19 protein-coding genes, 1 pseudogene and 1 CRISPR repeat array are annotated in these 24,461 nt (G+C 40.1%); of the genes and pseudogenes, 4 read left to right on the top strand and 16 right to left on the bottom strand.

The window, feature by feature from the left end; genetic code table 11:
• Positions 1-114: 114 nt before the first annotated feature.
• The 5 genes from RMY63_RS08745 to RMY63_RS08725 form a co-directional block, all read right to left on the bottom strand.
• Positions 115-1,500 carry a HesA/MoeB/ThiF family protein gene (locus RMY63_RS08745; protein WP_322728328.1) on the bottom strand — a complete coding sequence of 462 codons (1,386 nt, stop codon included), beginning with the start codon at positions 1,498-1,500 and terminating at the stop codon, positions 115-117.
• Positions 1,501-1,741: 241 nt separating this feature from the next.
• Positions 1,742-2,227, bottom strand: a complete 486-nt coding sequence (locus tag RMY63_RS08740; RefSeq protein ID WP_322728327.1) for a hypothetical protein — start codon at positions 2,225-2,227, stop codon at positions 1,742-1,744.
• A gap of 42 nt (positions 2,228-2,269) precedes the next feature.
• Complete coding sequence (locus RMY63_RS08735) at positions 2,270-2,491, bottom strand: hypothetical protein (RefSeq protein ID WP_322728326.1); 222 nt, start codon at positions 2,489-2,491, stop codon at positions 2,270-2,272.
• 44 nt (positions 2,492-2,535) lie between these two features.
• Positions 2,536-2,913, bottom strand: coding sequence for a hypothetical protein (locus RMY63_RS08730; RefSeq protein ID WP_322728325.1), 378 nt, complete (start codon positions 2,911-2,913; stop codon positions 2,536-2,538).
• Between the two features lie 43 nt (positions 2,914-2,956).
• Positions 2,957-3,529 (bottom strand): NYN domain-containing protein, encoded by a 573-nt coding sequence (locus RMY63_RS08725; protein WP_322728324.1) that lies wholly within the window; start codon positions 3,527-3,529, stop codon positions 2,957-2,959.
• A gap of 235 nt (positions 3,530-3,764) precedes the next feature.
• On the opposite strand from RMY63_RS08725, the gene RMY63_RS08720 reads away from it, so the two are divergent.
• Positions 3,765-4,733, top strand: coding sequence for an NYN domain-containing protein (locus RMY63_RS08720; RefSeq protein ID WP_322728323.1), 969 nt, complete (start codon positions 3,765-3,767; stop codon positions 4,731-4,733).
• Between the two features lie 60 nt (positions 4,734-4,793).
• A CRISPR array of direct repeats spans positions 4,794-5,700; the repeat unit is 36 nt; unit sequence GTTTCCAACTAATCCGATTTAACCCAATCGGTAGGG.
• Positions 5,701-5,917: 217 nt separating this feature from the next.
• Here RMY63_RS08720 and cas2 read toward each other — a convergent pair.
• The 6 genes from cas2 to ssuD form a co-directional block, all read right to left on the bottom strand.
• Entirely contained in the window at positions 5,918-6,193 is a 276-nt protein-coding gene (cas2, locus tag RMY63_RS08715) for a CRISPR-associated endonuclease Cas2 (RefSeq protein ID WP_322728322.1), read from the bottom strand.
• A complete protein-coding gene (cas1, locus tag RMY63_RS08710; protein ID WP_322728321.1) occupies positions 6,194-7,321 on the bottom strand; it encodes a CRISPR-associated endonuclease Cas1 in 1,128 nt (375 codons plus the stop codon).
• Positions 7,322-7,347: 26 nt separating this feature from the next.
• Complete coding sequence (locus tag RMY63_RS08705) at positions 7,348-8,301, bottom strand: reverse transcriptase domain-containing protein (protein WP_322728320.1); 954 nt, start codon at positions 8,299-8,301, stop codon at positions 7,348-7,350.
• A 477-nt stretch (positions 8,302-8,778) separates the two neighbouring features.
• Entirely contained in the window at positions 8,779-9,345 is a 567-nt protein-coding gene (ssuE, locus tag RMY63_RS08700) for an NADPH-dependent FMN reductase (RefSeq protein WP_322728319.1), read from the bottom strand.
• Positions 9,342-9,980, bottom strand: coding sequence for a carbonic anhydrase (locus RMY63_RS08695; RefSeq protein ID WP_322728318.1), 639 nt, complete (start codon positions 9,978-9,980; stop codon positions 9,342-9,344). The genes ssuE and RMY63_RS08695 overlap by 4 nt, the downstream gene beginning before the upstream one ends.
• Positions 9,981-10,007: 27 nt before the next feature.
• Positions 10,008-11,168 carry an FMNH2-dependent alkanesulfonate monooxygenase gene (ssuD, locus tag RMY63_RS08690; RefSeq protein WP_322728317.1) on the bottom strand — a complete coding sequence of 387 codons (1,161 nt, stop codon included), beginning with the start codon at positions 11,166-11,168 and terminating at the stop codon, positions 10,008-10,010.
• A 395-nt stretch (positions 11,169-11,563) separates the two neighbouring features.
• Between ssuD and RMY63_RS08685 the strand changes: the two genes are divergently transcribed.
• Entirely contained in the window at positions 11,564-12,094 is a 531-nt protein-coding gene (locus RMY63_RS08685) for an MgtC/SapB family protein (RefSeq protein WP_322728316.1), read from the top strand.
• 446 nt (positions 12,095-12,540) lie between these two features.
• Here the strand turns inward: RMY63_RS08685 and RMY63_RS08680 are convergent, their stop codons facing one another.
• From RMY63_RS08680 to RMY63_RS08665, 4 genes and pseudogenes are all read right to left on the bottom strand, one after another.
• A complete protein-coding gene (locus tag RMY63_RS08680) occupies positions 12,541-14,997 on the bottom strand; it encodes a HEAT repeat domain-containing protein (RefSeq protein ID WP_322728315.1) in 2,457 nt (818 codons plus the stop codon).
• Between the two features lie 85 nt (positions 14,998-15,082).
• Entirely contained in the window at positions 15,083-16,351 is a 1,269-nt protein-coding gene (locus tag RMY63_RS08675) for a transposase (protein WP_322728314.1), read from the bottom strand.
• A pseudogene (locus tag RMY63_RS08670) lies at positions 16,344-16,472 on the bottom strand (IS200/IS605 family transposase); the annotation flags it as partial. The pseudogene RMY63_RS08670 and the gene RMY63_RS08675, both read right to left, overlap by 8 nt.
• A 323-nt stretch (positions 16,473-16,795) precedes the next feature.
• Positions 16,796-19,498: an MHYT domain-containing protein gene (locus tag RMY63_RS08665; RefSeq protein ID WP_322728313.1), complete on the bottom strand. Its 2,703-nt coding sequence runs from the start codon at positions 19,496-19,498 to the stop codon at positions 16,796-16,798.
• 517 nt (positions 19,499-20,015) lie between these two features.
• On the opposite strand from RMY63_RS08665, the gene RMY63_RS08660 reads away from it, so the two are divergent.
• Positions 20,016-21,464, top strand: a complete 1,449-nt coding sequence (locus tag RMY63_RS08660; RefSeq protein ID WP_322728312.1) for a serine/threonine-protein kinase — start codon at positions 20,016-20,018, stop codon at positions 21,462-21,464.
• A 146-nt stretch (positions 21,465-21,610) separates the two neighbouring features.
• On the opposite strand, the gene RMY63_RS08655 is transcribed toward RMY63_RS08660, so the two are convergent.
• A complete protein-coding gene (locus RMY63_RS08655) occupies positions 21,611-22,048 on the bottom strand; it encodes a GNAT family N-acetyltransferase (protein ID WP_322728311.1) in 438 nt (145 codons plus the stop codon).
• 483 nt (positions 22,049-22,531) lie between these two features.
• On the opposite strand from RMY63_RS08655, the gene RMY63_RS08650 reads away from it, so the two are divergent.
• The gene (locus tag RMY63_RS08650; protein WP_322728310.1) at positions 22,532-23,974 is read left to right on the top strand and encodes an ATP-dependent DNA helicase RecQ; all 1,443 of its coding nucleotides are present in this window, start codon (positions 22,532-22,534) and stop codon (positions 23,972-23,974) included.
• Positions 23,975-24,461: the final 487 nt, after the last annotated feature.

Here is a 24,461-nt window from a genome sequence, read left to right as displayed (position 1 = left end):
AACCGGCGATTTATCGCGTCTCTTGCTTTAACCGGCGATTTATCGCGTCTCTTGCTTTAACCGGCGATTTATCGCGTCTCTTGCCTTAACCGGCGATTTATCGCGTCTCTTGCCTTAACCGAACAGTGCTGATGAGCAAAAATAACAATCAGGAGTTTCTAAATGCTCTATATTTGTTTTATGCCAAATAGAACCAGGAAACTCATAAATCCAGTCAATTCCAGCATCTAAATTTAGAAAACCACTCACCATCCCGTGAATTATCCCAACGCCTGTACTAGCACAAATACTATTTAACCAAAAAACAGAGGGGTCATTGATACCTTCTAAATAACCAGCACTAGCAGCGATTTGGTTAATCTCAACAGGTGCAGATTCTAAAGCTGCTCTTTGCAAATTAATAATGTTCCCACACATCAAACACCAGCCACCTCCCAAGGGCGGAACAGTCACACGACAATACATCCGTGGTGTATTATCAGATTTATTAACATCTATATGAGTACCAAGACAAACTAAAGGACGCATATATTCCAAGGCTAATTCTTGGGCGACTTGGCGCGAAAGATGATTGTCTGTAGCCACAACAATTAAATCGGAAGAAGCAATTTCTTGTTGAGCTAATTCATGTTCAATTGATGTTGGTATGGCTTTTACACAAGAACCTGTTTGATAGATTTTCTTAATTAAGTATTTCACATAATCCACTTTATACCATCGTTGGTCAGCCATTTCTTGTGTAGCTCCAGGCATTCGATTCAGGTTAACTGTTTCTAAACGGTCTGGGTCGATTAGTACCCAGTTTTTCACGCCTAAACGACCTAATAATTCAGCAAAAATTGAACCAATACCACCGCAGCCTATGAGAGTAACTTTGAGTTCATTAAGTTGCTTTTGACAAGTATTACCAAATATCTTCTGCCGTACAAACATTAACTCTATATTGTTTGGCAGGTTTGGATTATTCAATAATTCTCTATTTTCCGAAAGCTCTAACCATGATTGATGGCATTTAATGCTCTGATAGCTTTCTCCTTTTCTATCCCAAATCCGAAATTGAGATTGTTGTAACGACTCGTCAAATACTCCAGAAATCAAACGAGGTTTTTTAGGAAAACTCGACGCAATAAATCGAGAATATTCCGATTCATAACGGTCATCAACACAGGAAAAATCAGGACTCATATCACCAGCATGGGTATGTATATGTACCACATGTAATCCCTTACTTAGGTAATTTTTGAGCAGATACCAGTGAAACTTTTGTGTTAACACCAATCCACTTGCAGATTGACCTTCGTAACAATCAGGTAAAGGAACAACCCAAGCTTTGGGAATATAGCGAATTTTATTTTTTGATATCTGCTGACGTTTGCAGAAAAAGAAACCAATAACTTCTTCATTCATAGTCCGAGACTTGATGATTGATTGGCGAAACTGCTTCCACATTTGCGGGGGTATATGTAGAGAAATTTCTGGTGTTAGCTTCTGAATTTTCATGTTATTTTACCCTCAATGAGTGATGTTTAATTCCAAATTAACTGAGTCAACTTAAATATCAAACCTCACCCTATCTCCGGCTTCTCTCCTTACTAAACTCCAGGATTGACGGTGAGGTTATTATCTGATACCTAATTACACTCGACTACTTAGTTATTAATTGAGAAAGAATAACAAATGACAAATGACAAATGACCAATGACAAATGACCAATGACAAATGACAAATGACAAATGACAAATTATTCATCGCTGTTAATTGCGTGACGTGCAGTGATAAATAATGTAGCTAGATTATGTCCTTTATCAACCTGATTCGTGGGTTTCCAAGAATTGAGCCAAACCTCTCGATTAAACCCTCCACCTAGACCAACACAATACCAGTACCATCCTTCATCGCTTAAAAATGGCGCTCCATAGTAACTTTGTCTGGTAAAGTGATGGTCTCCTTCTCCTGTCGTATTCCAAGGGTAGTTAAGATAGCAACCAATTGGGGGAAGTCTGGGATAATCTAGTGGTAACAAAAACAAAACATCACTATTATAAACAGTGAATTTTTTTGATGATAACGGCATCCCTTTAACTAAAATAGCTGTGTATTTAATATTGCCAATAGTCTTGCTACCAACAATAATATTCTTGGCAACCTTTTCTAAAATGTTGAGTTCTTCTAGCAATCTTGCAGTTGCTTTAAACCCGGATTTTTCTTGATTAATTGTCACTGTCATATTTCACCACCATTAATCCTAATTTGAAACAAAACCAAAAATCTAAAATTTCAAATCCCAAATTCTAGAGCCTTTAACAATTTTGGGAACAGTCCATACCTTTGAACCTTCTTTGAGTGCTTCTGTATTTTTCAGAGGTCGAGTTCCACCAAACCCTTCTTCCATAACGTCATCATTACCAATTTCTGGTAATCTCTTTCTTAAATCTTCTACTGTGACACCTTCTGGTAAATCAGTCAGTTTTCCATTGATAATTGCTCTCATGACATCTCCTCGGTTTATTTACAATTAGTGGATGAATTTATCAGTCAATTTGAGTCATGGTGTAGTTGGATAGACTCTGTATATTTCTTAGGTTTAGTTTCGTGGTGTGCAGGTTGATTATTCATCCCAAACCAGAACCATAAGCTGACTAATCCAATAGCAACACTAATCTTGAGATACAAGAAGTTTTTGGCTTGATTCGATACATTCTGCTCCAACAGATTCAATCTTTTATCTAACTTTTGTAGGTAGACTTTTACAGCATTTATTTCCTGTAAATATTTCGCATCTTTTTGTTGGTTAATAGCTGTGAACTGCGATTCTAAATTTTGGTAGCGTTGAATTATTCCTTCCGTTTGCTGTTGGATTGCCTCTATTTGACCTTGTTCTTTCGTGATTAACTTTCCATTAACTGTTTGCATGATTTTCCCATTGATTGAATTTGGATAAATGATTAATAACTACTTAATCAAAAACATTCGAGTTACCAATTCGGTGAAGATTTTGATTCCCATTTTGGGCGTTAAATTTATCAAATACTTCTATCAAATCAACAACACTATTCGCAGAGTTTTTTAACTCACTACCTAAAGATTGTTCTACAGAGGCAACTTCAACTCGTATCCCCCGTCTTCTAAGTTTCTCTGCTAAATAAGCAAAATCCGAATCTCCCGTTACTAAAACAACAATGTCTGGTTTAACTTCTAAAGCTAATTGGATTGCATCCATAGCCATGACAACATCTATATTGGTTTCGTAATCATCTCCTTTAGCTTTACCTTCTTTTGAAACGACTAAAAAACCGTTACTCCTTGCCCAATAAACAAATTTTTCTTTAGTTTTTCGCTGTTCTTCAAATCGTTCTCTAGCTGGAGGTAAACCGACATAAATCACCATTTCAATTAATTCTCTTCCTTCTTTTGGGTCGGCTAGATAGTCACGGATTTTTGGCCAGTCTATTTTTCTGTTAAAACTTTGTGCTGCTAAGAAGGTATTATCACCATCTGCAAGAATCATGACGCGGCGAGTTATTACCATATATTTCCCTGATTGCTTTTGGGTTTGTGCTTGTATGTCAATTATTAAAACCTATGCTTGGAAAGGGTACTTTCCTCGTCTGTTTTGGAATTCTGAATTCAATCAATACTATTCGGCTAAGGCAAGAGACGCGATAAATCGCCGTCTCTACAAAGTTATGACGTGATTGGAATAATCGATTTCCATGTATTTGATATTTTGATTTTGTGCAAAATTAATACCACAAAATAAATATATGAAGCTAACTCAAGCAATTTCTGTGACAGCGGGTTTCTCTATTGGGTGCATTATTACTGGTTCGATTATCAAGCAACCTATGCTTAGAAGTCTGGGTGAAGTAACTGGATTTGGTGCTATTTCTCTAGGATTCATAGTCAAACTAAATTCAGTCAATGCAGATAAAGAAAAACAGTTGACTGCTTTTAAGCAAGAGAATATCTGTCTGCAAACTAAATTTGAAAAGACGCAAAACGAGCTAAATAAACTCGGAAAGAAATTTCAAACTCAGGATACTCGTCAACGTCTACATCTTGCTAATATTCAAAAATTACAGCATCAACAAAAGGTTGTTTTAGCAACAGTTACTACTTTGGAGCAAAAATTAGATTTTTATGAAAAAGCTGCTTCTCAAAAACCAGAAAATATCAAGGTCAACTACAACACAAATTCTGTTCTACCTCTGACACAATCTCAAGAGTCTATGACTCGTGTATATATAGATGGTAATAATTTAAGTTTTGCTGTTGATGGATTGCAAATTGAACTAGATTATGATGCTTTACGGATAGAACTTTCCCAAGACGCTAGCCGGACTAATTTTAAATATTATACTGGTATTCATTCGCCTATGAATGATGGACAAAGGCGGTTTATTGATTATTTAAAATATCAGCGTTATGAAGTCATCGGGCTTCCTATCTTAGCGCGACCTGATAGTAAAAGTTTTAAAACTGTCGGTGACGATGTGAAAATAGCTGTTGATATTATTGGCGAAGTTAAAAAAGGAGATGATGTGATTCTTGTCAGTGGAGATGGAGATTTTATTCCAGTTGTTGAAGAAGTTCAGCGTCGAGGTGTGAAAGTTACTGTTGTTGCTAAGAAGAGTATGTTGAGTGAGCAACTTTCTCAAGTAGCTGATGAAGTTATTTATTTGGATGATATTCAATACAAACTTGCTAAGTATAGAAAATTTGATGCAGCTTAAATAAGCTGTAGCGATGTTATTAAGCAGATAAAAACCCTCAATTTAGAGGGCTTTTTTTGGGATTTTAACTAATCCGATTTAACCCAATCGGTAGGGTTATCCGCATATATTGCTGGAGTGCGTAGCCACCGCTTTTTTGTTTCCAACTAATCCGATTTAACCCAATCGGTAGGGTCTAATGACATGACCTTACTCGCGTTGACTACTTTGTTTCCAACTAATCCGATTTAACCCAATCGGTAGGGTTCAGTTTAAACAAGGAAGATTTGATAAATTAACTAGAAAAGTTTCCAACTAATCCGATTTAACCCAATCGGTAGGGATTGCTGGTAACTGTCCCTCCCAGGCACAAAATGGTTTCCAACTAATCCGATTTAACCCAATCGGTAGGGATAAAGACTTTTGTAAAAAGAAAGGATATGGAAGTTTGTTTCCAACTAATCCGATTTAACCCAATCGGTAGGGGTTAACTTTAAGTACATCCATTATGAAGTTTTACATTGTTTCCAACTAATCCGATTTAACCCAATCGGTAGGGGTACATTGTCAAGTAATTAAAAATTAATACTCCCTTGTTTCCAACTAATCCGATTTAACCCAATCGGTAGGGTTACTGTTCCTGAAGTAGAAGTACTTTTGGCAGTAAAAGTTTCCAACTAATCCGATTTAACCCAATCGGTAGGGTTCTGCCGCTCAACGTCTTTTCGTTTTACAGCAACAAGTTTCCAACTAATCCGATTTAACCCAATCGGTAGGGTGACAATCCCAACTTTCCTAGAGAGCAGCTTGAAGTTTCCAACTAATCCGATTTAACCCAATCGGTAGGGCTGATGTTAAACTTTGGCGTTGGTATGCCGCTTGGCGTTTCCAACTAATCCGATTTAACCCAATCGGTAGGGGCCAACGGCAACTTTACAGCAAAGACAAGAACGTTTCCAACTAATCCGATTTAACCCAATCGGTAGGGAGTTCGTCTAGGAGCCTTTACCCAGTAAGGGTTTCAGCCGCCAAATCGACACACCTCTAAAAATATTGTACATCCTCCCGAAAAACTTGGCGTATGACATACCTCAAACCCTCTCCCTGTAAGCAATCGACACACCTCAACGAAAAAGATATGGTTTCAGCCATTCGCCGAGGTGTGTAGATGAAGCTGATACAAAACCTCTTAAAATTCCCTAAACCTAGATTACATAATACTTTGGCGGTGGTTGGGGAGATTCACCACCAATCGTTAGCACTCTATTAACAGCCTCCTGAGAAATCCAGTAGAACCGCACATTATCCTCAGATGCCTTAACCCGCTTCTTGACATCATCGTAAAGTTGCTGCATTTCTGACAAATTTAAAAAACATTCAAAAACCGAAAGCTGGATTCTTTGCCCATAGCCTTCCAAAAAATTGGATAGTTTTGAACGTCTTTTGTCGTCAGGAATATCATACACAACAACAACTAACATTTAAGCAGCTCTTAAAAAAGGTTCATAACTCACCGAAGATAACAAGCTACGCTTATATCGTCTCACCTGCAACTGAATCGCATGACGATAAGTTACTTGAGATTGCAAATCTGAATGAGAAACTTCTTCACTCATTCGAGTTTCAAATTGCTTCAGAAAAACTTTTCGCGCAGATTGACTTAAATAGATTCCTCCCGTACTAGGAACTAGATCAAAATCTTGTGGTTTGAAGATAGAATTATTAATAATCTTTAAAACCAAACCATCAACGACAGGCGAGCGAAATTCTTCCATCAAATCAAACGCTAAATAGGGTTTTTGCCTCTCACCATAGTGAAAATTAGCCAAATAGGGAGAAAGCCCTTCTGCAATGATAAAACTTAAAACATTGTTAAATAAAAGAGTATAACCAAAACTCAATAAAGAGTTGACAGCATCGGTTGGTGGTTGACGAAATCTTTGAGAAAAACTAAAAGCAGAATTGGTAATCAACTTGCCAAAAGCCGGAAAATATCTCGCTGCGGCAATTCCTTCATAACCGCGCAATGAATCTAAGTTATCTACAAAATCTAGCGAATCAATATCTTGATTAATTCCGAAGATAGCTTTTTCAACTTCTACTAGTTTGCGCTTGCGGTTAAATCGCATTAATAATTGCTTAGAGTTCATCAGCTTCCCTAAAACAATCGCTTTAGATATGCTAAATTGAAAATAATCATCACTCCGCCTTTGCATTTGGATTAATTGATTATCTAAATTGCTAGATTCTTCACTCCATAAATGACCGTGATATTGACCAGACTGACTGAGAAATAGCACAGCAATTTTTTCTTGAAGACAAGCATTAATCACATGGGTTGATAACTGGATATTGCCAAAAACTATAATCTGCTCAACCTCTCGAACGGGAATTTCTATTTTAGGTTTTTCGGAGACATGAATAATAAAGCGTTGATAGTCTTTATATATTGAGGTTCCTTGCTCAATTAAATATATAGCTGCCATTTCTCGATTCCAGATATTTTTTTGAAAAGGTGTAATATCTTCGTTGTCGCTGTCTGAAGATAATTCTTCTGCTTCTGTTTCTGCAATAAAGGGTTGATGTAGAGACGCGATATTAGATTGCATCTCTGGGATATATATCGTCTCAACTTCTAAGGTTGCAATATTCTTTGCTTGGGCTTCTTGTTTAATGTTGGGACTTTTTTTTTACCTTTACTTTTCTCTATCCCAGATTTCAGCTTTTCTGAGTTAATATCTAGCGGGAAAATCGCATTTTCTAAAAAACCATGACCTAAAAATCGAAAACCCCGCTCAAAATTAGTAATTTGGGTTTTCTCTGCATTCATCATCAATCCCATAGAATCCAAAAGACTGATGATTTCTAATTGTGCTTGTAAAATCCGCTTTTGAGTAGACGCTAAAATCAGAAAATCATCTGCATAGCGCACGAGTTTTAAATCTGTTGCGGTGATAAATTCATCAAATTCATGCAGATAAATATTGGCCAGTATCGGCGAAATTACTGCACCTTGGGGGATGCCTTTTTGGGGTAATACCACTCCCTCTTCAGTTAATACCCCAACTGATACCCAAGATTTAATCAAACATAAAATACCCGAATTATCTATATGGATTCTGACTTCTTTTAATAACCTTTGATGAACAATGTTATCAAAAAATTTAACGATATCTGCATCTAACACCCAACAATAACCATTGTCTCGCAACTCAGCTACTTTCTCAACTGCATTGAGATATGATAAATTAGGACGGTAAGCGAAACTTGCTGCCGAAAATTTGTCCTCCATTATTGGATAAAGCACATTTAGCAAAGCCTGCTGAACAATTCTGTCCCGCACTGTAGGTATTTTTAACTCTCGCCGACTGCCATTTTTTTTGGGAATAATTACCTGCTTGCAAGGCTGAGGTTGGTATGTACTATTGCTAACGGCATCTCGCAATTGATAAATATTAATGGTTTGATTGCTAGCAAATTTATCAATAGTTTCTCCATCTACACCTGCACAACCTCGATTTTCTGCTACTTTTTCCCAAGCGCGTTGAAAATTACTCAATTTCAGAAATTCATTCGCAATTATATCCATAGGAACTCGCAATTTAATTCCTTGTTAAATATATTGCCTGTATGGAAATAGAGGTTTCCAATACTGAGAAATTACTGGACTAATAGTTGAGAACGGGCGCTTCAGTTCCTCCAAATGCTTTAACACACTACGGGCAGATTCTTCTAAGTTCTTATTTTCCCGTAGCCCAAAACACGCGATCGCCTACAGCAAGGGGTTATATCATGTCCGGTTAAAGACTTATCATTAAGGCAGCAGAGGAGCAGGGGGGCAGAGGGGCAGAGGGGAAGGGTTTTTGGGTTTCTGCATAGATTCGGGAATCATAACTAATTAGCCGGACTTGATATTACGCCATTGCTAATGAGTTAGCGCTTTATCAGAAAGGAAAAAGAAGGCTGATTAACAGTAATTAATATGCTCACATTTGCCTATGAAAGGTAGCAGAGGGGTAAAAATTACCCATCCGCTACGAGCAAACGGAGGTATAAATTTGATTATTTAATTGGCATGAACCAATTCTTGAGGTGCTGCGGCATCGTATTCTACAGCTTTCACAAATTCCTTGAGGACATCTTTGAGTCTTTGCTCAATTTCCTCATCTAACAAGATGCTGTTATCAGCTTGTCGTTGAATTTGTTTGTCTACTGCATAAATAGTAGCTAGGATATGCCGCGCTCCTAATTCAGATAAGACAGGTTTTAGGGCATATTCAATTGCCAATAAATGAGCGATCGTTCCACCCAGAGCAATTGGTAAGACGGGTTTACCTGTTAATGATTTTTGTGGCAGCAAATCTAGAAATGTTTTTAGCACTCCTGTGTAAGCAGCTTTGTAAATTGGGGTGGCAATAATCACACCATCTGCCTTTGCTAATAAAGCTTTTGGCTGTTCTAATGCTTGGCTATCGTATCGTCCAAAAACTAAATCTTCAGCAGGCAAATCCCGAACTGAAATAATATCTACATGCAAGCCTTCTTGTTGTAAAAGCTTGGCAGTGTATTCGACCAAACCATAGGTTCTAGATGGATGGGTTGGACTACCTGCGATCGCTAAAATATTTGTCATTCAATTAAACTCCCAATTTCTGAAATGGGTTCAGTATGTTTTGCAGTTTTGGTCTTCATCGCTGATGCGGTGTTGACCTGATCGCTCAGACGTTTATCGGGACGGCGCAAACTCATACTCTCTACTTCCCAAATGTAGCCATGAATAACTACATCTTGGGGAATTAAAGGAGAATTACGTAGTAATTCCACCTGCTGTGTGCAGATTTGATCCACATCGGTAAAGGTTTTGATCCATTTGGAAAAAACGCCTTTTGGTAGCTTCAATTCTGGCAAAGCAGGATCGACACTAACTCGATCTACGTCAATACCTTGATTTCGCAATACCTCACTGAGAAAATCTCCTGATGCTGTCATCATGCCACATTCGGTATGATTAATAACAATGATTTCTTTTGTGCCAAAAAACTGTGTAGTTAACATCGCTGACCGAATCGCATCATCTGTAACTAAACCCCCAGCATTACGGAAAATATGAGCATCTCCTTCACCAATTCCTAATGCTTTTTCCACTGGTAAACGTTCATCCATGCAAGCTAGCACCCATAAGCGTTTATTGTTAGGTACTCCCAATTGACGACGCAATGCCCACGCTTCTTTTTCTGAGATTTTTTGGTCGATTTGTTGGTGCAGCATGGCTGTTAATCTCCTAGTTCATAATTACTAGGATATGGACGTTGCTCTTTCTTGAGGCTTTTGCTTAGGGAAATCTTCATTTGCCACAATCTCACCAAATGGACTTAAGACATGTTGCTTCTCCACTGCGGGTAAATTCTCTAATGGCAGCTGGGGAAATAGAAGTTCTGCAACTCGATAAGCTTCCTCTAGGTGGGGATAGCCAGAAAGGATAAAAGACTCAACACCCAAAGAAGCATATTCTAATATCCTAGCTGCTACGGTTTGGGGATCGCCGACTAAGGCTGTTCCTGCACCACCCCGCACTAAACCGACTCCCGCCCACAGGTTCGGGCTGATTTCTAATGCCTCACGATTACCGTGGTGTAATTGAGTCATCCGTTGTTGTCCAACTGAATCCATTCGAGCATAAGCTTTTTGGGCTTTAGCGATCGCCTCATCATCTACATACTTAATCAATTGATTCGCCGCATCCCAAGCTTCACTCTCGGTTTCCCGCACAATCACATGTAGGCGAATCCCAAACCGCAAAGTTCGGCCTTCTGATAAAGCAAGTCTGCGAACTGATGCAATCTTCTCGGCTACTTGCGCCGGTGGTTCGCCCCAAGTCAGATAGACATCTACGTGCTTGGCTGCAATTTTTTGAGCAACGGCAGAGGAACCGCCAAACCACAAGGGCGGATATGGCTTTTGAACAGGTGGAAACAGCAGTTTCCCATCTTGAATGTTGAGATAGTCGCCTTGGAGATTGGCCTGTTCACCACTAGCGATCGCTCGCCATACTGTTAAAAATTCATCTGTTAATTCATAGCGCTGATCGTGCTCCAAATGCAAGCCATCTCCCGCCAATTCTACGGGATCGCCACCTGTCACGACATTAATCAGCAAGCGTCCCCCAGAGAGGCGATCAAAAGTCGCCGCCATCCGCGCTGCAACTCCAGGTGATACCAAGCCGGGACGAATCGCCACCAAAAAACGCATCTGTCGCGTCAGTGATACCAGTGTTGACGCTACAATCCAAGCATCTTCGCAAGAACGGCCTGTGGGCAGCAATGCCCCTGTATAACCAAGGTCATCCACCGCTTGGGCAATCTGCCGCAAATAAGGAAAGCTTACTGCCCGCCCACCTGTAGCAGTTGCAAGGTAACGTCCGTCGCCGTGGGTTGGGATGAACCATAGTAGCTGCATGAATCCTGCCCTTTTAAACTACGGTAATTCGATAGAACTACCGTGCTTTATTTATAGTTTTTAGAGTATCACATATTTTACTTAACCAAGCAAGAAGTTTTTCATAAAACTCCGGTATCTCTATCTGTCATTTGTCATTTGTCATTGGTTATTAATTTTTCTCCTCACTCTCTCATCTCCCCTTGTCCCCTTCTTTCTGTCTCTAGGAAGAATACAGCAGTGGCAGCTTTGTGTATATTAGTTTACTTATTCCTAACCTTCTGTTAAATTAACCTTAATGTACGCCAAACCTATTGATGTACTGTACTTAGGTTTTCAGCTACAAACCTGGGTAGCCATCCAACCCACTGGCAATAGGCGCAAAATTCCGTTCTGTCTCTAGGAGAAATAAGGCAATGGGGCCGATGTTTATTGCTGCCAACGATTGGCCACATATAGCGTTTAGATTGTCTTTGGCGCTCCTGGTTGGTTGCTTGATTGGATTTAACCGTCAGCAAGGGGGTAGACCAGCAGGGATGAGAACATTTATGCTCGTGAGTATGGGAGCAGCACTATTCGTGATGATTCCTTTGCAGGCTGAGGGCGAGAGTCCCTATGCTGCTACTAATGCACTGAGTCGCACAATTCAAGGTGTAGCTACGGGGGTTGGATTTCTCGGAGCCGGATTGATTTTACAAGAGTCTCCAAGAAAATCTGCAACGCCAAAAGTAAAGGGTTTAACTACAGCCGCCTGTGTCTGGACGGCGGCCGGGTTGGGGGCTGCAATTGGTTGTGGTCTGTGGCAAATGGGATTATTGGGAGGCTTACTGACTCTGATTACCCTAAGTGGGGTGAAGCGGCTCAATCGCGTATTTGTATTTCTGACAAGTCAGGGTAAACAGGGGACTACTGAGGATCTCACAACCACCTCTGATGAAGATGATTGATTATCTATCGTTATGCTTTAGTTGAAAACTAAGTAGTAGGACAGAATTAATTACACAATGTCATTGCGAACGCTCGCAATGACTGTAAATATTTTTGTCCATCTACTTATACTTATATTGTCCAAAATTAGGTCAAATTGATCGGATTCCCGTCTAGTATTTTATTGAAAAAATAATTTAATGAAGTGGCGTAGGCGTAGCCCGTCGTAGACATCCTACAACAATTAATCTCCGAGTTTTGTGGTCAACAAGTCGTTTTTACCCTTGATGCAATGCAAAAGCCAAAAAAAACTGTATCCCTAATCATCAATAGTGACAATGACTATGGGAATCATAACTGATTACGCGGACATGATATGATTATCATCAAAAATCTGCAATTGAAGACTTATTATTAGGGCTGATGAGGGGATACAGAGAAATTTTAATAAATTAAAAAATGCCGTTCATGGTATTACTGTTTGCACAGTAGTCGCTGGTGTATTGACTGAAGGTGTCAACCCAGCCAGTTTACCCAACTTTTGGGGTACAAAGTCCGTTTCTTTGCTACCTTGAACCTCAGATAAGTAGCAATCTCGCACCCCCAACAACAAGCCTTTGATGGCATCTTGTCTGCCTGTTTTGACTAAATCATCTGCTCTTTTGAAAAAATGCGATCGCCATTTACCATCGTTATTGCCATACAATTCGATTAAATACCAACCTGCAAGATACTCAGCTAAAGGATCGAGACAAAAACGGATTCTGTCTTTGGCAGAACCGATAGTTTGAATCAGGTGGAGGCGCTTTTCCAGATAATTGAGGTGTGCTTCGGGGTCATCAATACCCAAATTTGCTAATGCAGCAACTGCATCTACACGCTTGGCGGTTCCTGGTTGATAACTTTGCTGCAAGCATTCCCAGGCGATGGTTTTGGCAATTTGATGAACAGTGCGGTCATCAAATTGTTCGTCTGTAACATCACGATTGAGTTCATTGATATAACCCAGCATCAAATTCGGAATATTCTCTGGCAATGCAGAAATATTAGATGTAACGTCTTTACTGGCGATTAACTGTTCGGCATAAAGTTTAGCCAGCAAGACAGTGATATTATTTTGACCGACCATCAAAGAAAGACGGTTACAAGCGTCAAAAAATTCTTGGTCAGTAAAGCGATCGCGTTTACCTCGCTGCATGAGATAAGCTTCCATAAAGGACGATAGTTTATTCGCCTCAATCCGCAAAGGTTTAATTATCGTCTTATTAACTCGCCCCAGCTTTTCCTCAATTCGGGAAGTAATCACCAACGCATTCACCGGAAACTCTGGCGACTCCGGCTCAATTGCTTCTCGTGTAGTCGCATTCATTTCTGAGAACCGGTCTACAATTACTAGAATGCGTTTCTTTCTTAACAAACGTAACAGTAATTCTTGACAAATTGGCTCTGGTTCATCAATCAAAGCTTGCAACTGTCCTCTGATGGCTTCTAAAAGCGGCGACTTACCTTCAGTTACCCGAAATTCTTCTTCTAAAAGCACTGGTAACATCAAATGTTTGCAGAGTCGTTGGTCTTCAGTCTCAGCCATTGCCCACCCAGTTATTCGACACGCTAAACTGGTTTTACCTACACCCCCTTCCCCACCAATTACTAGGCAGCTCCGTTGTTTCTCGAAAGTTGAGCGCAAATTCTCATTCATCAGTTGGGGAACTGTTGTACCATCCAGAACAACAGGAATGGGAATATAACAAGCGCGACTGCTAACTGTATCCTTTTTGGGAAATTGTTCGCGGGCTGCTTTGATATATTTAGCTACCCATGCATCTAATACTCTGGGATGGTAATGAAACCACCCAACAAATAGCACATATCGCAGAGGTACATTAACGCTGATAAATGGCAGGGAAAAGTCTGTGTAAGGTTTGAGGGCGTTATTAATTTTCAACAACCATAAAGGGGCTACCCGCAAGAGAATTAACCAAATAGAAGGCAATAAGATAATGTAGGCGGCAATTCCCAAGAGGAATTTATGTTTAAATAGTGATTCCAGAACTCTATCAAAAAGGCGAGTTTCTTTTTCTGCTTTCAGGGCATTGAGAGGGCGACGTATCAGCTTAATGTCCGTCTCTGTAAATTTATCTTTGTATTTTTGTATAGTTGTCAATACCTGCTCAAAGTCTGAGATGACTTTCTGCAACTTGGAGGTAGGTAAAGCATTTGCTTTGTCCTGAAAGCCTGCCGCTATTCCTCCTAAACCTTTGATAGCACCCAAACGCACGTAAAACTGGTTATCATTCAACAGGGCAATTAAATTCGGGACAGAAGATACTGCTTCTGTACCCATTGCACCCAGAGCATATGCAGCATTGTAACGTACAGTGGGATTATTATCTTTTAAGGCAGCAGTTAATACTGGGACAGCTACTTTCGCTTCTACACCAATTTTTCTGAGTGCAGAAGGAACATAAATGCGAACGAATTGCTCCTTGTCTTGTAATGCCGCCATCAACGATGGGACTGCTGCTTTGGCTGCTGTACCAATATTTCCTAAAGCTAAGGTGGCGTACAGGCGGACTTGTCCATCCTCATCCTGCAATGCCGTACTTAAGGCAGAAACGGCTGGTGCTGCTTCTGCACCCAAATCTCCTAAAACTGAAGCGGCGTGCCAGCGAAGATTACTATCTTGATTTTTCAAAGCTTCAATCAGAGACGGTACTGCTGGGGAACCGATATTAACTAATGCATCTGCTGCAAGGCTTCTGATGTGGGCATCGTTATCTATCAGCTTCTCAATCAGCGGAGAAATTTTGCTCTCAGTAGTAATTTGCGCCCAACTATTGCTTGTGCATAGTAGGAACAGTGTCAGGCATAAGACAACCACCTTGAGCGCACTAAGTAATACTTGTCTGGTATGCTTTGTCATTGAATCGGATTGAATCACCCGATGAACAACTCCAGTCAGAGAAACTATACCTAAAATTGTAATCTAACTTTGATACTCCCCATGCCTATAAGGCAGGGGATTCTTGAAGAGTCCACAAACGAACTTTCAATGGTGCTATCAAAGACACCCTACTGATTCCACTAAGTTCTAGACCTAGCTTTATCGCTACTTTGGCTACAATATTCGCCGCGCCATTTGCATCGGCATTCAAGAGAATATTTTTAGCCGTCCGGTATAACCCGCGTTTAACCCGTTTTCCGCTATATTGCCACCCTTCCGGTTTTTCACGAAACTTAGGTAGCAGATCATTATCTAAAAATGATGCAATTGAAGTGTAAGATTCTTCTGTTTCTACAAACTGAATGCCGTGCTGTTTGCATAGTTTAGCAATTCTATCTTTCAAACGTGCCGTAGGAATTTGAACAAATTTTTGATTGTTTTTCTTCCCCATATCGGCATTATCTTTTTGCCTTTTGTTCCAGCCGAATACAACAGTGCCAATCTTGTTATCTAGACAATGATTAATGACTAATCTTGCAGCTTTGTTAACGGCATCTCTAACTTGGCGATTACGTTTTTCAGTAATATGTGCTAGTTTCTCATTCCAAAAACCTTGAGGTTTATTTTCTTTGATAGTCGCAACTTGCTTGTTATACCATTGGTTCATTGATTTTAAATGCTTTCCATCAATGATGAAGCTTGTGCCAGTATTAGAAACACAGGTTAACCAATTGTTTAAACCGTGGTCGATTCCTAGTACTTTTGATTGGTCTAACTCCACATTAAAATCATGCTGTTTATACACGTATTCAATGTAGAAACATTTGTTTCTTGGCAATATTCTAAATTCCTTAATGTCTGCAAAATTAAGATTTGAAGGCATTGGGAGATAGAAAGCATCTAACCCAAACCAACTTTTAACTTTACTGCCGAGAGGAAAACGTAGTAGTTTATCTTTAAGTTTGACATCAGCTTTTGGATAGGTAACTAGCGCTAACCCACCTTTGCGGTAGCCTGGAAGCTTAGGGCGTTGGTCTACAGTTCCTTTCTTAATACTTTTGAGTAATCCGATGTATGATTTGAAAGATTCTGCAACTGTTGTTAAACACTGTTGTGCAACGTGAGAATACATTGCCTGAAAATGTAAATTGCTTTTAAACAATTTATGCAAGTCGAACTTAGTAGGTATTTTGCCTGTTTTAAAATATAACTGTCTTGCGTAATATGTTCCGCAATTAGCAAGCTTCGCTGATTCACCACAACAGAATTCTAAAATCGCCGTTAACTCTGAATCTGGATTAATTAAGTGTTGCTGACACCCGTAACTAGACATTTTTTTGATTCTCAATGTACTGCTTAATAACTGATATCGGCGCTCCTCCAACAGTGGATACAAAATAGCTATTTGTCCAAAGTGTAGGTAAGCATGATTTTAGCCAGGGGAACTCTTGTCTAGGAGCTCGCGTCTCGTTTTCTGGTCAATGCGGGTTAGCGATCGCATCGCACTGGTTTGCCTAAGCTAGTACCGCCGTGAAGTCAAAAGAAATATACGTAGGGTGGGCAAAGCCTACCATATCCAGCTTTTGGTAGGCTACAGATACTTAGATTTTTTCAATAATCAAATCGGATTCCTATAGTAAGCTGTTACGCATTTAAGTTGTACATCAACTGGTGAGGTTGTCCTTTGTCAATTGTCCTTTGTCCTTAGTAAATACAAATGACTAATGACTAATGACTAATGACGGTCTACACGGAGTTTGTGCAATATGTAGGCGCGTTAGCTTACCGCCGTTTTAAATGTATCGACAGATGCTTGTAATTGGAGTGCCACTTCTACTGTTTGTTGTAGAGAGTTAGAGACAAGATAAGACGAATCTGCGGTGTGTTTTGAGGCTTCGGCAATCTGTTTCATCCAAGATGCGATCGCTTGCGAAGTTTCCACCTGAGATCCTGTTACCGTAGAAATCGACTGCACTAAATGATTAATCTGGTGGGACACCTCTAAAATATGTTCTAGGTTCAGCTTGGCATCTTGGACAAGATTTACTCTTTGCGCCACCTCGGTCATTCCCAATTCTATGGCTTTGACTACTGCGCTAGTTTCCAATTCGATGTTTTCTAAGAAGTGTTGAATTTCTTGTGTTGCTTCGCCAGACTGTACAGCTAATTGACCAATTTGTTCTGCTACCTTAATAAAGCCTCTACCTTCATTACCCATCCACGTCGCTTCAATGCTAGCATCAGTGGCTAACAAGTTGGTTTGCGCGGCGATTTGGTGAATCATTGACACAACACGGGAAATTTTTTCAGAAGACTCGCCCAAATATTTGACATTTTTAACTGTTTGTGCAATTGTCTGTTGCAAATTCAAGATACTTTGCACAGTGCAATCCATTGTTGCATGTGCTGCTTCTGACGCAGCAGAAGCAGTATCGGTTACTTCCTTGGCTTGGTGAGCGCTATCTGCTATTGCTTGAATCAACAGATTCATCTTATTTACTTCTTCAAGAACATAGGTAATCTTTTCAACTTGTTTGAGCGCTTTATTCCCCAATTGCTGGATAGCATCAGAGTTTTCATCAACAGAAACATTCACTTGGTAGGCAGCTTTTTTGACTTGAGTGACAATCTGCCGCAGGCTGTCAATAATGCTATTAACAACATCAGCTAATATTCCAATTTTGCCGATTCTAACTTCAGAGCGAACAGTTAAATCTCCTTTGGATACCTCTGTAACATTATAAAGAAGTTCTAGCAGCTGGTCTTGGAGAGCTTCTTGACTACGCCTTAATTCTTCTTCCCCTTGCTTGCGCGAAGTAATTTCAGATAGCACTCCAATAAAATTTATTACTTGTCCAAATGCGTCTGGCACTGGAGAAATCGTTAATTCACACCAAAACGAAGTTCCATCCTGGCGGTAACTCTTGAGCACAACTTGGCATTCTCTAGAATTGCTGATTGCGTCGTGTAGTTGTGTGACGGTAGCTGGATCTGTGTCGGCTCCTTGCAGTAATTGATAGTTGCATCCGAGTACCTCTTGGGATGAGTAACCTGTAATTTTTTCAAAGGCAGCATTGCAAAATATGATCGGATTTTCTGGCTGACGGGGGTCAGTAATGAAGATGGCGTTACTAGCTGAGGCAATGGCGCGATCGCGAAGCCGTAGAACTTTCTGCGCCTGCTCAAGCTCATCTAATAGACTTGCTTGTTCTAGGGCGATTCCAACTTGAATTGCTAATTGTCTAAATAAATCAATTTCATACTTTTGCCAATGCCGAGGTTTAGAACATTGGTGAGCACACAATAAGCCGACAAGTTGATTGTTATGGATAATAGGTGCAATCAAATTGGCCTTGATTTCAAAATCTTCTAAAATTTCCCTGTGACAATCTGTAAAACCAGCTTGGAAAATGTTGTTGGTAGCTCGAACTCTACCATTTTTGTACATTTCAATATAATTTTCCCGGAAGGGGTCATTGACTGTTTTTCCTAAGGTTTTCATCCAACCTGCTGCTATCGACTCGGCGATGATGGTACCACTCCAGTCACTATTGAAACGATACATAATTACACGGTCTGTTTTCAATGCTTGACGAACTTCGTGAACAGTTGTGTTCATGACATCATCTAAGTTCAGCGATCGCCGAATTTGCAGCGTAATTTCTGTAAACAACTGTGAACGTTTGGCTTCGGCTTCTTGCTGTGCTAAAAGCTTTGTTTGGGCAGTCAAACGTTGATCTATAAACGAAGTTATCAGCGCAAAACCCAGAATGACGAATGTGGCAATACCAATGGAAATACCCAGCACCGTTAGAGAATTGTTTACTAACCCTGGCGTAGATACTACTGTTGGGTTAGTCGGCGTAAAGCTAACTGCCGCCATCCCTACATAGTGCATCCCAGCGATCGCTCCCCCCATGAACAGCGCACTACCAATCTTAGTCCACCACACAGTTGTGCTGGTCTGTATGCGTAGTTGGAACGCCATCCATAGTGCCACAATCGATGCGCTAATGGCGATCGCTACAGAAAGTAAAAACAGCACTGGGTTATACGTGCGGGTTGCTTCTACTTGCAGCGCCAGCATTCCGATGTAGTTCATGGACACGATACCAATGCCCATTAAAGTGCCGCCAATCAGTAATTGCCAAATGGTCAAGATTGAGCGACTGGCTAGGAAAAGTGCGCCTCCTGAGGCAATAATCGCAGGCAACATCGAAACCAGTACAGTCAAGATATCATAGGCCATAGGCATAGGCAGACTGAAGGCTAGCATGGCGACAAAATGCATCGACCAGATACCAATGCCCATAACGATTGCGCCGCCAATTAACCAAGCGAGTTTAGCCCATGCTCTGGCTGCTGTTAACCGCCCAGCTAAATCAAGAGCGGTATATGAGGCAAGGACTGCAATCACAATTGAAAGCGCTATCAGGCGTAGGTCGTAGGTGCTACTCATAGCCATATCTGCTTGGAACATCAGGTTAACATTATGCTGGATTATTTCATATCAAGTTTTATTTTTTCTCACTTTTGAGTAATTCTTAGGAAATAGGGATTGGGGATTAGGCATTGAGTAGTGGATGAACGATTTGTGATATTCTCATAATTGATACCAATTTGCATTCCAGAACGTAAATTTAGAAATTCACATTTCCGACTCCCGACTCGCGAATCCAGATTTTGAGAGTTACGTTTTAGAACGGGGATTGGTACGATATACCAAAAAATCAGTTTGCGGCTATGCATTGTGCGTTTCCGTAAAATGCATTAACAAATTCGGTGGGTTTAAGTCCCCCGGTTCTATAACCAGTAAGTTTTGTCGTGGGGTCTAAATCCCCATTACAAAACGTAATTGCGAATTGTGAATTGCGAATTGCGAATTGGTTTAATAATTTATACCAAAAATTATGCACTGCCAAAGTTGTGCAAAGTGGCAGTTGTACTCGATTAATTTTAAAAAATGCTTCTAGACAAACCTGAATCAAGAAAACGAAATGATCTCAACACTTTTGAGCGATCGCTATCGGACTATCAGCGTACTTGGAACTGGGGGATTTTGCGAAACATTCTTAGCCGAAGATACCCAGATGCCTTCGGGACGCCGTTGTGTAATTAAGCAACTCAAACCTTTTAGTGACAATCCTCAGGTTCACCAGTTGGTGCAAAAGCGATTTCAAAGAGAAGCTGCCATCATCGAAGAACTGGGAGGAGCTAGTAATCAAATTCCCACGCTGTACGCCTACTTTCAAGCATCTGGTCAATTTTATTTAGTACAAGAATGGATTTCCGGACAAACCCTCAGCCAAAAAGTCAAACAAAACGGTTGTTTAAGTGAAAGTGAAGTAATTCCAATTTTAATCAGTCTGTTAAAAGTGCTGGAATTTGTACATAGCAAAGGCATCATCCACCGTGATATTAAACCAGACAATATTATTGTGCGATCGTCTGATAGCAAACCGATTTTAATTGATTTTGGTGCAGTGCGAGAAACGATGGCAACAGTGGTGAATGATGAAGGAAGTGTTAGCAATTCAATTGTCATTGGTACACCAGGGTTTATGCCTAGTGAACAAGCAGCCGGGCGTGCAGTTTTTGCCAGTGACTTGTATAGTTTGGGGCTAACAGCTATTTATTTATTGATGGGAAAATTGCCACAGGAATTGACGACGGACTCCTACACTGGAGAAAACATTTGGGATAGGGATGCTATAAGTCCGAATTTGATAGAAGTGTTAAAGAAAGCAATTCGGTTTGACGCTAGGGAGCGCTATGCCACTGCAAAAGCGATGCTAGATGCTTTGCAGAAAATTGCAAATTCGACTGCTCCAAAGATACCTATGTTTACCCAGCTGTCTGCTTTGACTAATTCTACGATCCTAGAGCCTGTGGCTCAAAGCAGTAAACAAAATGCTATTTTTATTGGCAGTACTTTAGTCGGAGGTGGATTAATCGGTGGCTGTGTAATTATTAGTCTGTTGTTAGCAAACTCTCCTCAATCTGGGAGATATAGAGGAGCTACATCTTCTCTACTCCCAAAACCACAAGTTACAGAAACCCCTTTTTCATTATCTGATCCACCTGTAACGGCAAATTATCAAATAGGGACAACTTCTGAATCACCAATTACAAACAGTGCTAATCTGCCTAATTCTTTTCATTTCGTAGCAGATTCTAGTTTCCCAAATCTGCAAATTGCTATCAAGCAAGTGAAAATTTTACAGACGCAGGGAATTAGTCAATCAGGAGTGTTCTGGATACCAGATTACCCCAATTTATTAGATAAAAATTTATTTATAGTTTATGTAGCCACCTTTAAAGATCGTCACAGTTGTCTTGACTTCTTAAAAACCTATGGACAAATCAAGTCCCATGCATATTGCGCTTTTGCTAGTAAAGATCCAAATGCACCGTCAGCTCGGGTGTATTTTAAAGAAATAAGGTAACGATCAAGCTACAAAATTACCCCTCTGGGGGTACAAGATACGGATACAGTCATTGCTGATGATCAGGAAATAGAGTGGCGATCAAGAAAACCTCCAGATTATTCAGATCACCAAGTGAGCAAGTTTCAGCATCCAGCAGGTATGACTTACACTTGATCAGCATTATGATTTAAACGCATCATAATTTTTTCTGGCTCTGTCAAATTTTTAAAACCATAACGGCGATAAAGTCCATGAGCATCTTTTGTGCCTAACAACCATCTTTGGACGTCTTGCAATTCTGGATATTCTAAAATATATTCTATAAACCACTTTCCTAAACCCTGTCCTCGATAAGGCTCTAAAATAAAAACATCTTTTAATAACGCAGAAGTTGCGTAATCAGTGATAACTCTCGCAAAGCCGACTTGTTGATTACCTTCATAAAGTCCAAAACATAAAGAATTTTGTATTGACTTTTCCACAGTAGCTAATGGGATGTTTTCAGCCCAATAGGAAGTTTGTAAAAAATCATGAATAATTTGAATATCCAATTTAGATTTATCAGTGCTGATGTAAAATCGATGTTTTATTTCTTCGTTCATCTGGCTGAATGTTTTATTTAATATGTTAATACGTAATAATTAACAAATTCGGTGGGTTTAAGTCCCCCGGTTCTATAACCGATAAGTTTTGTGGTGGGGTCTAAATCCCCATTACAAAACGGAAAAAGCGAATTGCGTTAGCGCAGCGTTAGCGAGTATTCGAGCGTCATTGCGAATTGCGAATTGGTTTAATTTTAATTCATTATTGTAATCAAAAGTAAGAACCCCATAAATAAATTTAGGTGCAAGTAAACAAACACCGTATTTCTTGCGCCTACTCGATGAAATACATTTTTTTCTTTCTCCATAAATGAATAATGGTGCTTTATCCTTTTTTATTTTTTATTTTTTTGACTTTTGACTTTTGACTTCCCGCAGGGCAGTCAGTGGATTCAACCTAAGATGATGAAATTACTGAACCATTAGCTGGATAACAGAGGCTATATTCAGTGTTCAAGGATATGGGTGCATCTATCATTGATTATGAATCAGTCTACAGCCAAATCTTGGCAAGAAGTCCGCACTGCTTTCAAAAAAATCTGGGGTTATGAAGATTTTCGTCCACCGCAGGGAGAAATTGTCAGCAGTTTATTGGCACAGAAAGATGCGCTGATTATTATGCCCACAGGTGGCGGGAAGTCGATTTGTTTTCAACTTCCTGCATTGCTACAAACAGGATTAACTTTGGTAGTTTCGCCTTTGGTGGCACTAATGGAAAATCAAGTTCAGGAATTACTACAAAGCCACCAAAAAGCAGCACTTTTGCATAGTGAATTATCTTCATCTCAGCGCCGTGCAACTCTGCAAGCTTTGGAACGTCAACAGCTAAGATTACTTTATTTATCACCCGAAACTTTGCTCAGTGTGCCAGTTTGGGAAAGATTATGTCAGCCACAATTGCAAATTAATGGCTTAATTTTGGATGAAGCTCATTGTTTAGTGCAGTGGGGTGATACTTTTCGCCCAGCTTATCGCAGATTAGGGGCGGTGCGTCCGGCATTGCTCAAATCAAAACCACCAGGAACAAAAATTAGTATCGCCGCTTTTACCGCTACTGCTGACCCTTCAGCCCAAAAGATTATTCAAACAGTTTTACAATTACAGCAACCAGAGATTTTCCGCTTGAATCCCTACCGTCCGAATTTGCATCCCAGCGTTCGCATCGCTTGGACACCACGAGGTAGGAAACAACAATTATTAAAGTTTATTCAAAATAGACCGCAACAATCGGGATTAGTTTATGTTCGCACTCGGAGAGATAGCGAAGATTTAGCCCAATGGTTAGCAGAGATGGGTTATGCAACAGCTAGTTATCATGCGGGATTGGGTGCAACAGAACGCCGTGAAGTAGAAGCAAGCTGGTTAAGTGGTAAAATACCTTTTGTGGTTTGTACCTGTGCGTTTGGCATGGGGATTAATAAATCAGATGTTCGCTGGGTTGCCCACTTTCACGCGCCACATTTGTTATCTGAATATGTGCAAGAAATAGGCCGTGCTGGAAGGGATGGGAAACCAGCAGAGGCGTTAACATTAGTGAGTGAACCTACGGGGTGGTTAGATTCAGGGGATAAGCAAAGACAGGAATTTTTTCAACAACAAATGCGATCGCAACAACAAATAGCACAGCAACTTGTGAAAAAATTACCAAAACAGGGAGAAGTGAATGCAGTAACCCGACAATTTCCCGAAGGTGCGACGGCGCTAGCTTTACTCCACAGTAACGGTCAGCTAAACTGGCTCGATCCTTTTCATTACAGCATTGGACAAAAAGCGGGAAATCAGCCACCAACTCAATTACACGCCGCCAAACAAATGCAGCAATACCTAACAACTAAGCAGTGTCGTTGGCAGTTTTTGTTAAATGCCTTTGGTTTTGACAAAGAAGCAGCTAACTTGCATTGCGGACATTGTGACAATTGCCGCTAAACTGCCCTGTTTCCTTTAAAAAATAAAAAGTCAATAAAATATTCCATACAAGAACTCCGTTCACGAGTATCAAAGGCTCATTAATGGAGTTCTGAACCTCATTCACAAATATAAAAGACTCGTCGCCGAATATAAAAAACTCATTCACGAGTATAAAAGACTCGTCGGCGAATATAAAAGGCTCATTCACGAGTATAAAAGACTCGTCGGCGAATATAAAAGGCTCATTCACGAGTATAAAAGACTCGTCGGCGAATATAAAAGGCTCATTCACGAATATCAAAGACTCGTCGGCGAGTATAAAAGGCTCATTCACGAATATCAAAGACTCGTCGGCGAGTATAAAAGGCTCATTCACGAATATCAAAGACTCGTCGGCGAGTATAAAAGACTCGTCGCCGAATATCAAAGACTCATTTACGAGTTTTAGTAATCGCTGACTGTAACACCAATTCTCTAAATAAACGCTACAAATTGGTATCTTCTG

Origin of the sequence: Nostoc sp. ChiQUE01b (assembly GCF_034531255.1) — a bacterium.
Taxonomy (GTDB): domain Bacteria; phylum Cyanobacteriota; class Cyanobacteriia; order Cyanobacteriales; family Nostocaceae; genus Nostoc.
The sequence above is the reverse complement of the archived record's forward strand: the minus strand, read 5'-3'. Positions and strand labels throughout refer to the sequence as shown.